The sequence below is a fragment of the Streptomyces sp. NPDC101194 genome (genome assembly GCF_044767885.1).
Taxonomy (GTDB): domain Bacteria; phylum Actinomycetota; class Actinomycetes; order Streptomycetales; family Streptomycetaceae; genus Streptomyces.
In genome coordinates this window covers 1-12,446 of sequence record NZ_JBIWOS010000024.1, presented here as the reverse complement: position 1 = coordinate 12,446, position 12,446 = coordinate 1, and the positions used below count along the sequence as shown (strand labels likewise).

Genomic DNA, 12,446 nt, shown 5'->3' with positions numbered 1-12,446 from the left:
CGCCCCCCCGGCCCCCCCCGGGGGCCCCGCCCGGCCCACCCCCGGGGGGGGGGGGGGGGGGGGGGCCCCCCCACCGTGCCGCGGGCCCCCCCCCCCGACCGCATCAGCGCGCCCAGTCCACCCCGAGCCCGGCGAGCGCTTCGAGCTGTGCGGCGTTGAGCCGGTCGCGCCGCTGCCGCTGGTTGGCCAGCCATACCCTGGTGCCGTGGACCGCCCCCGGCAGGTGCTCGGCGTGCTGGCGGCCGGGCAGACCGCCACCCTCCAGTTCGACGTACTGCGCCAGGGCCTGGATGCCGGTCTGGAAGGCGGCTGCGCCGCGCCCGGACCCTGTGGCCGTGCGGTCCATCCCGTAATGGGTACGCGGGGGCCTATTGGTGAATGTCAGCTGCGCCCGGACTGTTCTGCGGCCCAGGTGTAACCCAGCTCGGCGAGGACGGCTCGCTGCTCCGCATCCAACCGGTCACGCCTGGCCTTCTGGTTACTCAGAAACACACCCAGCTTGATCGTCGTGCCGTCCGGCAGCTCTTCAACGTAGGTCCTGCCGACCATGGTTTTGCCTTCGCGGGCGATGTACTGTGCGAGGGCTGCGAGGCCGCGCTGGAATGCCTGCTGCGCCTTGCTCGGGCCCTTCGCCTTCGCCGCACCGACTGTCGCCGGGGCGACAGATGGTGCCTCAAGCGGCTGTACGCCTAGCGTTGTCAGTCGTTCCTGCTGTTCGGTCGATAGCTGCGCCCAGGTGCCCGGCTGTTTCTGCCGCTGAAGCCATCGTCCGATGTCGTCGCCGTCGAAGGTGACGCCGGGGTCGATGTCGGGCAGTATGCCGTCGGCGTCGACCAGGTCCGCGAGGACCTTGTAGTGGCGTTGCCAGTCGAGTGGCCAGGGGCAGTTCCAGTCCGGGTCGATCGCAGCCAGCTGCGCTGCGCGCTCTGTTGCCCGTTCCGGGTCTTTGCCCAGGCCGTTCTTCTGGCCTTTGCGTCGGAGGTTGGCCATGTGCTGCCCGATGGGCACCAGGCCCTCGGCTTCGCTCTCGCCCCAGACGGCGTTCTGGCGGGGTGCGAGGTGTCCGGTGGCCCGGTGGTAGGAGCGGAGCGCGGCGAGTTTGTTCTCCCATGCTTCGTCGCCGGGTTCCCAGACCATCCCGGCCTCGTCGAGCAGTTCTTTGCGGTGGGGGTCGAGTTCGCCTGCGCGCAGGGCACGGCGCTGCTGGTGGATCCATCGGCCCAGGGGGTAGTCCTTCGTCACGCCGACGGTGGTCTCGGTGTCGTAGGGGACGGCGTACAGGCCGGTGACCCCGTTCTCGGTACGCCAGCGGATGAGGGCTTGGTAGCCCTCGAGCCAGACCAGGGACTGGGGCCGGATGACGCGGCAGCGGGTCAGGGCGGCGATGTCGGCGGCGTTGCGGGGGGAGGCGAAGTTGACCACGACCGAGGTGACCCGGTCGACCTCCATTTGCGCCTCGCTGGTCTCCGTGGGCATGTCCCCGTTCTCCGGGCCGGCCGCAGGGGCGGGGTGGACGTGGATGCGCCGCCGTTCGGTGCCGCGGGTGAGGGCGCGGGAGGCGAGCTGGTCGACCATGCGTTCCGAGTGCGAGCGCAGGGCTTGGAGGATGTCGACCAAGGGCTGGTAGCTGACCGAGGCGATCATGTCTTTCGGGTCTTCCCCGGGCTGGAGGAAGACGGGGATGATGATCCGGGCGGTCTTGGTCGTGCCGTCGGGGTTGGGGCGCAGGGCGCGTCCGATGTTCTGGACGACATCCACTTGGGAGCTGCGCGAGCCGACGATGCACACGGCCTCGACCCCGCGTAGTCCGGTGATGTCGACCCCGACTCCGAGGGCGCGTACGGACGACAGGAACGCCCGGTGCACCCGCCGGTTCTGCGTGTTGATGCCGTTGGCGAACCGGTGGATCACCTTCCGCCGGTGCGCGACGGGATGGTCCCCGCACAGCCAGTCCGCCCACACCCGGTCCGCAGGCACGTGGCGGCCCTCCTCCAGCTCGTACAGCTCAGCATCGATCGACGACGCGGGCAGCTCCTCCGCCTCGGCCAGCGCCGCCGCGGAGGCCTCGGCGGTATACAGCTCGGCGGCCGTGCGCGGCATCTGCTCGGCGAACGCCGCGGCTTCTTCCACCCGCTGGTGGAACACCATGGTGGTGTGCAGATTCTGCTGCGCCGCATGCTCCAGCAGCGCCGCCTGCAGCAGGGCCATGCGCCGGCCACGCAGCGCGTCCTCCGACAGGCCCAGGATCGGGTCCGGATCGCGGATCTCCAGCACGTCGATCTCGAACCCCGCGAGGATCGACCGTTCCACCGCCTCCGCCAGACCAAGAACGAAAATCCGGGTGCTGTAGGTGATGATCTGGGGGTTTTTGTCGGTGGTGGTTCGGCATCGTGATGTCAGTGCGTTGGCGCGCTGTCCCTGCTGTTCAGCTGGTCGCGGTGAGTGGTTCGAGTGATGACACAAATGCTGATCCGGTGCTGACGTTTTTGGTGATGATGCGGGTCAATCGGTTGCCGGTCGGTACAGCATCGGGTGGTCAGGGTGGCTGTGGCTGGGTGCCGGCGGCGTGGGATGGGCGCAGCTGGTGTCGCTTTCTACGGTGCGGACTTCAGGTGGTAGTGGATTCCTGTTGCGGTGAGGCGGAGTTGTTCACCGTCCTGGGCCGTGATGAGGGGGAAGAGTGGACTGTCTGGTGCGCGGTCCTTGAGCTGTCCGTGGATGCCGGCGGCGCGTACGAGGCAGCGCGCCCAGGTGGGGAGTGGGTGGAGCCGGCATCGGCGGTGGGCGGTGCTGTCGTGGACTTTGACGGTGGTCGCTGTTTCGCTGATGCCGATTCCGCGGATCAGCGCGAGCCTGCTGATGTCTGCCCCGGTGACTGCGTGGATGGCCAGGGCTGTCGCGCGCAGGGGGTGCGCCACGGTGTTCAGCCGTGCGGCGAGGACGTCTGCTGATATGCGGTCATACCCTTGCGCGGGTGGAGCGCCGTTCGTCGAGACGAGCACGGGGGCGCCTTGGCACCGGGCACGTTTCGGACGGTCTGTCACCGTGCCGTGCGGCGGTGCGGGGGAGGTGATCCACTGGCCGTCGTCCTGGTAAGGGGCTGGTTCGACGGTCCGTCGCTGTGCGGTGCTTCGGGCGTCGGTCGGCGGGTACCCCGGCTGGCTCGTAGCGATCAGGGCTTGGGGGAGCGTGTCGGCGAGGCGGTATGGGGTCTGTTCGAGGAGTGTTCTCAGGGCGGGGGTGACCGGCCGGTGCCAGAGGAGGGTGAGGCAGATACCGCATCGCTCGCGCAGGGCGAGTAGTTGTCTCTGTCGGGCGGTGGTGAGGCGGTCGGTGCGGCAGACGATGAGGTGCCCGATGCCGTGGGTGAGGATCCAGGCGGCGACGGCGTCCCAGGCGGGGCGCTGGGAGTCGGCCCATGTCCCGTACGTTTCTCCGCCCTGGGGGGGAGGCGCTTGCCCAGGGCGTAGAGGAGGTCGTGGGCGAGGGCGGCGGGCGCGCCGTTGGCGGGGCTGGGGTCGACGGTCAGGCGTCCGACGGCCGGGTCGTGCGCGGTATGCGCGGCGGCCGTCCATGCGGGGTGGTCGTCTTTGTCGATGAGGACGGTGACGGCCGGGAGGCTGACGGCCGTCACTACATGCCGCCGATCTTGCTGTAGACCCAGCGCACGAGGTCTTCGTCGACCTGTTCGAGGTTGAGCTTCTTCCTGCCGGCGAGGATGTGGGTGGTGATGTTGGCCCAGTTGCGGAAGCTGCCGTGGGCGGCCTGCTTGTCGATCGCGTCGATCAGCGCGGTGTCGACGTCGGCCCAGACGGGGTGGAAGGCGGGGATCGTGGCCCGTACCTCGTCTTTGGACATGCGGGTGAACTCCTGCCAGATGAAGATCCTGGAAGCCAGCATGGGTTCGCGGCGCAGGACCTTGTAGCAGCCGTCGCCTCCGGCGAAGATCACGGCGATGTTGGTGCGTTTGTCGTCCCACAGGTGGCGCCAGAACTCGAACCCGGTCTTCTTCATCCACTGCGCCTCGTCACAGACCAGCACCCGGAACTCCTCGGCGAGCGCTTCCTTCAGGAGGGTGTCGAACTCGATCGGGCGGGTTGGCGGCTCACCGGGCAGCCCCAGCGCCTGGAAGAGACCATGGCGGATGTCCCTGGGGGTCGGTCCGGCCCGTAGTTCCAGGCGGTGGGTGATGTCCGGGGCGAGATGGCGCAGCGCGGAGTTCACCGACATCGTCTTGCCGGATCCGGCCGGCCCGTAGACACACATCATGGCCTTTGCCTCGATGACGGCCTCGATGTTGTCCCGGGTGGTCAGCAGCGTGTCAGTGCCGACCAACTGGGCCTGCTCCAGGCCCAGGAAGTGGTCTTCGCTCTCGTCGGGCAGCAGCCCGTAGTCCAGATCAGCGATCATCAGCTCGTGTCCTCATCATCAGGTGTAGGTGCGCGCGGGGGCCTGGGGCGGGCCCAGGTATCGGGCGCGGGACCGTGCGGAACCAAGTCGGGACGGGCCAGCGCACGGCGGTCCGTCTGCGCCGCCGCTCCCAGCTCCTCTTCCGCCTGCGCGGAGGTCGGGGCGACGAGTGGACGAGGCGGGGCCGCGGTGGTGGAGGCCTCGAAGCGCCGCCGACGCAGCTTCTCCGCAGCCCTCAGATCGGCCTTGAGCCGCCGGGTGGCCGCGGTCCGCGCGGCCTGGACGGAACGGATCTGCTCCCGGCTCGCCGCAGCGGCCAGGAACGCCGAGCCGAGGTGGCGGCCGGTTGCGGCGTCGAAGACTTCGATGGTGTCGTCGTGATGGGGTAGGTGTCGTACCGAGACCTTCGTGCCGGTCCGGCCGTTCATCCACGGGGCGAGGTAATCGCGACGGCGCCAGCGCACCCCACCCGATGGCCGTCAACGAGACCGTGATCGCGATGCTGCGCCCGAAGCCGAACATGGCCAGGCTCGCCGTCGACCCGCCCCACGTCCAGGCTGCCGTCGACGCACCGGACGGCATCGGCACGATCGCCTCGTACTGGAGCGAGGTCCCGCTGCCCGCCACCGGCACGTGGAACGCGCCCGGCAAGGGCGGCGCCCAGGCCGACCTGGTTCTCACCGCCCCGCAGGACCAGGTGCCGCTGCTGTTCATCGAAGTCGACAACTGCCACGAGACCGCTGAGGAACTCGCCGACAAGCTGGAGAAGTACGCCCGCTTCTTCCGGCGGAAGACGAAGGACACCGACGGCAAGGAGCGCCCGATGTGGCGCACCTGCTGGACGGCTCCGGCCACCTGGTCCGGCGATGCGACGCACCCGCCCGTCCTGCTGGTGTTCAACCGCATCGGCGAGCGCAACCCCAACCGCACCATCCCGCGCCTGCAAGAGCTGACCCGTCATCTGTGGCAGGGGCAGCGGCAGAAGGGCTTCCACGTCTACGACGGCAGGATCCCGATCATCGCGACCGGCCTGAAGAACCTGCGCGAGCACGGCCCGGAGGGACCGGTGTTCCTCCGCTTCGGCCGCGACGGGTCGGTCGTCCACCCCCAGCTGGAGAGCGACGCATGACCACATCACTGGACCACCTGGCCAAGGCGCGGGCTGCGGACTCCGAACGCCGCCGATCCCGAGTCCTCAAGGCCCTCGACCAACTCGCTGCCAGCGGCGAGGAGATCAGCGTCTCCGCGGTCGCCCGCGCCGCCGGCGTTCACCGCAGCCTGATCCACCGCCACGGTGACCTGCATGCGGCCGTTCTCGCCCGCGCGGCCGAGCCCCCGCCCGGCACAACGGCGGGAGCGCAGGTCAGTCGCCAGTCGCTGCTGGCCGACGTCGCGAACCTCACGGCCCGCAACAGCCGCCTGTCCGCTCACATCACCCGGCTCGAACGACGCCTCTCCGAGGCCCTGGGGCAGGCGGCTTGGGAAGCCTCCGGCCTCGGCGCCCCGGCAGACGTCGAAACGCTCACCCACCGGGTCACCGAGCTGGAACAGCAGATCCTCGATCTCCGCGCTGAACTCGTCGAACGGGGCGAGGACCTCGCCGCCTCACGCGCCGCGAACCGGGAACTCATGGCCCAGATCAACAGTCGTTCGACCCGAGAATCCGGCATCCCGGAAAGCTAGGTGTTGCGGCGTGGGACGCTGTTGACGCCTTTATGTAGCGCGGTGCCCCGCAGCATTCAGCCCTCAGGAGTGGCGCGCACGCACGGGGTTGGTGGCAGGGATGCTTACCCGTGTCAGGTCTCGGCTACGTCGACCGCTTCGGAGCCTTCGCGACGCATCCGCTCAACCCCCCAGGCGCCGAGCGGCCCAAGCGCTTGATTAAGCGTGCGCCCGTGCTCGGTCAGGGAGTACTCCACCCGCGGCGGCACCTCGGCATAAACCTCCCGGTGCACGAGACCGTCCTCCTCCATCTCACGCAGGTGCTGCGTCAGCATCTTCTCGCTCACTCCCGGCAGACCGCGACGGAGCTCAGCGAAGCGGCGTACGCGATGGGCGTCAAGTTCCCAGAGGATCAGTCCCTTCCACTTGCCGCTCACCACGTCGAGCGCAGCGTCGATGCCACAGATGTAAGGCCCGCATCTCGGCGCCTTGGCCATCGCTGATCCCCTTACGAAAAGGTAAGTACCGCAGAAAATAGTAGGTACTTCCGAGAGTAGTGACACTCTCCGAGCATGGAGGGGTGAACGAACAACAGAACCACACCACCAGGCAAGACAGCGCTGTCACCGTGATCGGGCTTGGCCCGATGGGCCAGGCGATGACCCGCACCCTCCTCACCGTCGGCCACCCGGTCACCGTCTGGAACCGCACCGCCAGTCGGGCCGACGGCATCGTCACCGACGGAGCAACGCTCGCGGCGACACCCAGCGAAGCGGTCGAAGCGAGTGACCTCGTGATCCTCAGCCTTACCGACTACCGGGCGATGTACGACATCCTCGACAGCGCCACCGCATCGCTCGCCGGCCGGACGCTGGTCAACCTGAGCTCTGACACTCCCGATCGCTCACGCGAGGCAGCAACCTGGGCAGCGGGCCACGACGCCACCTTCCTCACCGGAGGTGTGATGGTTCCCGCGCCGATGGTCGGCACGGAGGCAGCCTATGTTTACTACAGCGGCCGCGACCAAGTGATGGAGAGCCACCTGGCGGCGTTGGCACTGCTGGGGACACCAAAGTATCTGGGCGAAGACCCGGGCCTCGCGCAGATGATGTATCAAGCCCAACTCGCGGTGTTCCTCACCACCTTGTCCGGACTGATGCACGCCACCGCGATGCTAGGTACCGCGGGAATGAAGGCCAAGGAAGCGCTGCCAGAGTTGCTCTCCTCCGCCGACTCGATTGGTGACATCCTGAGGGCTGGTGAAGAGAACCCCGGCACCGCGCTCGATGCTGGAGAACATCCCGGCGACCTCAGCACGGTCACCATGATGGGAGCGACGTCCGACCACATCGTCGAGACCAGTACGTCACTCGGCCTCGACCTCGCGCTCCCCCTGGCCGTGCAGGCCCACTACCGGCGCGCGATCGAGAACGGACACGGCAGCGGCAACTGGACCCGCATCATCGACAGCATCCGAGGACCGCGCTGAACCAAATGCGGAACCGATGAACACACGCCCAGCCGCGACTCCGCCCAGGCCCCACCGCCTACTTGCGCTCTCGGCGGACCGTGCCCCGGCATCTGATCCGGCTCGGAGTGGGGCTACGCCGACTCTACGACCCCACCCTTCATGCACTCAGCGATCGACGAGTTCTCACAGCCGGCCTATACCGAGGAGGTCGCATCCGGGGCTGCCGGACGCGCAGGGAGCACGTATTCGTCGTGTGCAGCTCATCACTGGGGCCACCCTGTTCCTTCTGCGGCATTTCCCCGGTCAAGCGCTGCTGCTGTTGCTGTCCGCGACAAATGTCGCGGACAGCAACAGCTTGCCGACCTGCTAGAACGTCTGGCGCCACCCCCCCCGGGACCCCAAGAGAAGCGACGTTGCGGGCTCCGGCGTCCCATCCGTCCGTGCTGGTGCTGACTGATGCGGGCCAGCTCCTGGCCGTACGCGTCGGCGTCGTGTTGCTCGGTGCTCACGTGGTGCCTCCCTTGCCTTCTCGGGTGCGGTGGGCGACCCGGTTCGGGTCGCGTGCGGGTGCTGGCGTCCTCGTCTCGGTGGCCGGGGCGGGCATGGTGCGGCGGCTGGTGCGTGGCGCGGTGACGACGTGGACCAGGACGACGACGGCCTGCCGCCCGGCGCCGCCTGCCAACCCCCACCCTGGGTAAGCCCTTCCGTCGGCCGCCCAGACGCCCAGTTGCCCGCTTGCTGCCAGGGGCGTAGTCGCCCGAGCAGGTAGCCGGCCGCGAGCCCGGCCACCGTGGTGACGACGGTTCCCGTCACGACCACCGCATTCCGACCTTGGAGAGCTGCTCGACTCGTTCCGGGGTCAGTGTCGCGGCCCGGCTGCGCTGGTTCCCGACCCACGCACCGAGCTTCAGCTGTACGTCCCGCTGCTCCTGGCCCTCGCCACCGTCCCCGCCCACGGTGATCGTCTCCATATGCTTGCGCGGTACCCGCAGGTGCCCCTCGCGCTCGAAGAACTGCTGGGCGGCCTGGTAGTTGAGCGCCCATTTGTCGGCTTGCGTACGGCGGGGCTGCGGCTTCTCGTCCTCGCTGGCGGGCTCGATCCCGAGGACTTGTTCGCACATCCACTGCTGCACCCCGGTCAGCTTCTCCCAGCCCACCCGCTGCGCCCGCACCCACCGCCCGAGGTCCTCGCCCTGGTGCATCACGTCGCCGGGCTCGGTCGGCAGCGTGCCGCCGGCCTCCTCCAGGTGGAGCCGGACGAGGTGGAAGGCACGCTGCCACTCCACGGGCCAGGTCGGGCACCAGGAGGGGTCGATGTCCTCCAGCTGCTCACGCCGCTCGTCCGAAAGTGCCCCGGCTGGCGACTCCGCTGGCAGGTCCTCGGCACGCCGCCGCTTGATCTCGGCCGCCTTCCGGGCGGCGGCCCGCTGGTTCTTCAGCCAGATGCCCACCCGGTACCCCTGGTGCGTGGCGTCCAGCGGGGCCAGGAGGTGACCCGCCTCGGCCGCCCACCCGCGTGCGGCGGCCAGGCCCTCCTCCCACGCGACATCGAAGTGCGACCACACCATGCCCAGCTTCTCCAGCTGCGCGATGCGGCCCTCGTCCATGTCCCCGCGGGCGTAGGACCGGCGAGCGTCGGCGATCCATTGCCCCAGCGGGAAATTTGCGAGTGAGGCCGGCCACCCCTCGGATTCCGCCTCGTGGTCGTCGACGGCTGGGACGCGGTACGTGAACGGCACCTTCAGGTCGCCGACCTGGCGCGCGTACAGCACGGCGGCTTCCACGCCGCGCCGCCAGTGTTCGTGTTCCGGGTTGAGGACGCGGAGGTTGATGAACGCGGCCAGCTGCGCGGGGTCGCGGGGCGTGGAGAATTTCAGCAGCTGCCGGGCAGGCGCCGACAGGCCGGACCTTTCTCCCTCGCCGCGGCCTTCCGGGCCTCCGCTGCGGCTCTGCACGCCTCTGACGCGGCTCTGCGCCTGCTGCTCGGCGAGAGCCTCCACCACGCGTGCGTCGTGCGCCCTGAGTGCTTCCAGGAGTTTGGCCAGCCCGCCGTACGCCCGGCTGGTGAGCATGTTGTCGGCTGTCTCGCCGGGCCCGAGCAGGACCGGCACCACGAGCGAGGCCAACTTGCCCTCGCCCGGGTGCATCCGCAGCGCCCGGCCCACGGCTTGGACCAGGTCGGGCATGGAGCCGCGGACGTCGGCCCAGTAGACGGAGTCGCAGTTGCGGGTGTCGACGCCCTCGCCCAGCACCTTCACGGAGCTCAGGTAGCCCTTCTCCACGACGGTGCCGTCCGTGGTGATTGCCGCGGCGAACTCGTCCAGGACCCGACGGCGGTGGAGCGGCTTGTGGTCGCCGCACAGCCAGTCCGCCCAGACCGTGGCCGGGTAGAGCTCGGGGTCGCTGGTGTGCAGCTGCGCAGCGACGTCGGGAAGGCCGGCTGCGTAAGCTTCGGCCTCCTTCACGACGTGGTGGAACACCAGCGTCCTGCGGAAGCCCTCTTCTGCGGATGCCTTCACCAGCGCGGTCTGCAGGGCGGCGAGCCGCGCCCCGCGTACCTCTGCCGAGCCGCCCTCCGCGCCCAGGAGCTGCGCGGCCTGGAGGGCGGTGTCGGTGACGTCGACGCATACGACCTGGTAGGGGGCACAGATTCCCCTGTCGATGGCTTCCGAGAGCGTCAGCGTGAAGCAGCGGCTGCCGAAGGGGCCGTCCGGGTCGTCGTCCATGCTCGCCACCAGCTCACCCGGCGCGCCCTCGGTATCCTCGTCCAACTGCCACAGGCGGGGTGTGGCCGTCATGTAGAGGCGCCGCAGGGAGGGGATCTTCTGGTTGTCGTGCACGACTGCCCACGGCTTCCCGATCCGGCCGGAAACGCGGTGGGCTTCGTCCACGACGATCAGGTCCCAAGCCGCCAGACCCGCAGCGTGCGCCCGCTCCAGCGTGCCCAGCCCGAGGGAGGCGTACGTGGCGTACACGGTGACCTTGCCCATGCCTCGCGTCCACTCCACCAGTTCGTCCACGTCCGTGGTGTTGGGGAAGGACACCTCCTCGCCCCGCAGCGAGGACACCCCGATCATCGGCCCCCGGCGGCCGCCCTCGCGCCACGCAGCCTCGGTCTGGGCGAGCAGGTCCAGTGAAGGCACGAGCACCAGCACACGGCCCGCGTGGAGCTCCTCCGCGCTGCGGACCGCCACCCGGGTCTTCCCGGACCCGGTCGCCATGATCACCTGTGTACGGAGTCCTCGCTCGGGAACCAGTGATCTTGCAGGAAATTCGAGGGCACTGAGCACCGCGTCAATGGCTTCTCGCTGGGCGGCCTCGCGCTGATCACCACGGCTCGCGGTCGACATATCCGTATGCCTTCTCCTGGATGCCGTCCGGTCGACTGGAGCGGCGGGAATCGGGAAACTTGCGCTTAGAGGAGCCACAGCTTCTACGGTTGGACCAACCCGGCTGGATGGCTGCTCCGCCTCCCCGGAGCACCGGGAAGGCCATGTGATGGATCTTGATAAGCCTTCCGAGCGGTCTGTACTGGCGTTCTCTGATTCCAGAGTCTATCTCAGTTAGAAAATGAAGCACGCAGGGCTATAAAATTGCTCGTATCCGACTCGACGTCAGGTGTTTTAGTCGGCAACGAGGATGGGAAGAAGGAAAGAAGCCCGTTTACCCCTCAGGTGCTTCAGATGCCATCCGGGCACCGAAGAAGTCGAGCACGACCTGATGAGGCAGGTGCAGAGTGCCGAAGAGGATCCTTCGTCACCTAGCGGCCATCGCGGTAGCCGCAGCGGTCACACTGGCCGTCCTGTGGGGAGCAGGAAAGCTCGACCTCCACGCCCCTGACGCCGGAAGCTCGACCGAGCCGCACAATCCCCTGAACGACCCCTTCTGGCCTCCCGCACCTCCCGCCCCGGCACCCCCCGCCCCGCCACCACCTCCGGTCTACCGCTAACCCGTGGACCAACCGGAGACTTGATTCGGTGTCACCCGATAGGCCCGCACTGACCTCCCGGTTGCCTGGCTGAGTCCACCCCTTCCTTCCGTCACTGCCACCCCTGTCTGCCGCCGGGCCGTCAGGTCCGTTGGTGGGCTGCGCGGAGCATGCCCACCTTGTGTGTCGGGCGTTGATGCGAGGCCGGTGGTGGCTGGAGCGCAGCGGAAGCCACTGGACCGCAACGCGACACATCGGCCGTACGCCCTCCATAACCGATCCAGGCCGGTCGACTGACCCCTGACCCCTGTGGACGGGTAGCTTCCGACCTCCCGGCACCGGATGATGAGCCGAAGACCGTGACCGCATGGAAGGGACAGGGGAACGGCATGGGAGATGCGCCGGGCCACGACAAGGCGGACGTCCTGCACGTGGTGGAGCAGGCGATAAGGATCCGGATGGTGTGGGAAGAGGTCTCCTCAACCCACTGGGCCGGCCCTTTCGACGAAGCACTGGAGGCGCTGACCGCAGCTGCTCACCGCTGGGGTGTTCCGCTCGACAGCTCTTTTGCCAGACGGGCCGCCCTGGGAATTCATGCGGGCTCCTGGGAGTGAGCGCATACGCAGCACCCCCGGTCCCTTCCAGCCAGCCTGATCCCCCGTCACTCGACCGACCACCCGTCCCCCCTTGCTGCTGCTCGGGCCGCAGGCCCTTAGGTGGGCCGCGCGGAGCGTGGCCCACCTACTTGTACGGGTGTTGATGCTGTGCCAGTTGACGCGGGGTCAGGTGGCTGGAGCGCAGCGGAGGCCACGGGTCGGCCGGAGGCCGGCCGCGGGGGGGGCGGCGCGGGCCCCACTCGCCTCGAGGCGGTGGCGGTGGGGGGGGGGGGGGCCGCCGGCTCGCGGGCCCACGGCCTGCTCGGTGGTCCTGTCGGGGAGATCCAGGTCCGTGCCGCCCTTGCTGACCCTGCCGACG

The 12,446-nt window shown here is 68.9% G+C and carries 11 protein-coding genes and 1 pseudogene; 4 read left to right on the top strand and 8 right to left on the bottom strand.

All coding sequences use genetic code 11. From position 1 onward, the window contains the following. Positions 1–103: 103 nt before the first annotated feature. The 5 genes and pseudogenes from ACIRP2_RS39280 to ACIRP2_RS39260 form a co-directional block, all read right to left on the bottom strand. A complete protein-coding gene (locus tag ACIRP2_RS39280) occupies positions 104–346 on the bottom strand; it encodes a helicase associated domain-containing protein (protein WP_404258562.1) in 243 nt (80 codons plus the stop codon). A gap of 35 nt (positions 347–381) precedes the next feature. Beyond that, a pseudogene (locus tag ACIRP2_RS39275) lies at positions 382–2,331 on the bottom strand (Helicase associated domain protein); the annotation flags it as partial. Positions 2,332–2,594: 263 nt separating this feature from the next. Further along, positions 2,595–3,002: a hypothetical protein gene (locus ACIRP2_RS39270; protein ID WP_404258561.1), complete on the bottom strand. Its 408-nt coding sequence runs from the start codon at positions 3,000–3,002 to the stop codon at positions 2,595–2,597. Between the two features lie 631 nt (positions 3,003–3,633). Further along, positions 3,634–4,410, bottom strand: a complete 777-nt coding sequence (locus tag ACIRP2_RS39265; protein ID WP_404258560.1) for an AAA family ATPase — start codon at positions 4,408–4,410, stop codon at positions 3,634–3,636. Beyond that, a complete protein-coding gene (locus tag ACIRP2_RS39260) occupies positions 4,410–4,838 on the bottom strand; it encodes a hypothetical protein (protein ID WP_404258559.1) in 429 nt (142 codons plus the stop codon). Before ACIRP2_RS39260 ends, ACIRP2_RS39265 begins: the two co-directional genes overlap by 1 nt. A 44-nt stretch (positions 4,839–4,882) precedes the next feature. Here ACIRP2_RS39260 and ACIRP2_RS39255 point away from each other — a divergent pair, with 44 nt between their 5' ends. Both ACIRP2_RS39255 and ACIRP2_RS39250 read left to right on the top strand, forming a co-directional pair. Beyond that, positions 4,883–5,539, top strand: a complete 657-nt coding sequence (locus ACIRP2_RS39255; protein ID WP_404258558.1) for a replication-relaxation family protein — start codon at positions 4,883–4,885, stop codon at positions 5,537–5,539. Continuing rightward, positions 5,536–6,093, top strand: coding sequence for a hypothetical protein (locus tag ACIRP2_RS39250; RefSeq protein WP_404258557.1), 558 nt, complete (start codon positions 5,536–5,538; stop codon positions 6,091–6,093). The genes ACIRP2_RS39255 and ACIRP2_RS39250 overlap by 4 nt, the downstream gene beginning before the upstream one ends. 113 nt (positions 6,094–6,206) lie before the next feature. Here ACIRP2_RS39250 and ACIRP2_RS39245 read toward each other — a convergent pair whose 3' ends face one another. Continuing rightward, complete coding sequence (locus tag ACIRP2_RS39245) at positions 6,207–6,569, bottom strand: winged helix-turn-helix transcriptional regulator (RefSeq protein WP_404258556.1); 363 nt, start codon at positions 6,567–6,569, stop codon at positions 6,207–6,209. An 83-nt stretch (positions 6,570–6,652) separates the two neighbouring features. On the opposite strand from ACIRP2_RS39245, the gene ACIRP2_RS39240 reads away from it, so the two are divergent. After that, positions 6,653–7,561 (top strand): NAD(P)-dependent oxidoreductase, encoded by a 909-nt coding sequence (locus ACIRP2_RS39240; protein ID WP_404258555.1) that lies wholly within the window; start codon positions 6,653–6,655, stop codon positions 7,559–7,561. Positions 7,562–8,048: 487 nt separating this feature from the next. Here the strand turns inward: ACIRP2_RS39240 and ACIRP2_RS39235 are convergent, their stop codons facing one another. Beyond that, entirely contained in the window at positions 8,049–8,225 is a 177-nt protein-coding gene (locus ACIRP2_RS39235; protein WP_404258554.1) for a hypothetical protein, read from the bottom strand. A gap of 127 nt (positions 8,226–8,352) precedes the next feature. Beyond that, a complete protein-coding gene (locus ACIRP2_RS39230) occupies positions 8,353–10,893 on the bottom strand; it encodes a Helicase associated domain protein (RefSeq protein WP_404258553.1) in 2,541 nt (846 codons plus the stop codon). Positions 10,894–11,830: 937 nt separating this feature from the next. Here ACIRP2_RS39230 and ACIRP2_RS39225 point away from each other — a divergent pair. After that, positions 11,831–12,085 carry a hypothetical protein gene (locus tag ACIRP2_RS39225; protein ID WP_404258552.1) on the top strand — a complete coding sequence of 85 codons (255 nt, stop codon included), beginning with the start codon at positions 11,831–11,833 and terminating at the stop codon, positions 12,083–12,085. The last annotated feature ends 361 nt before the right edge of the window (positions 12,086–12,446 follow it).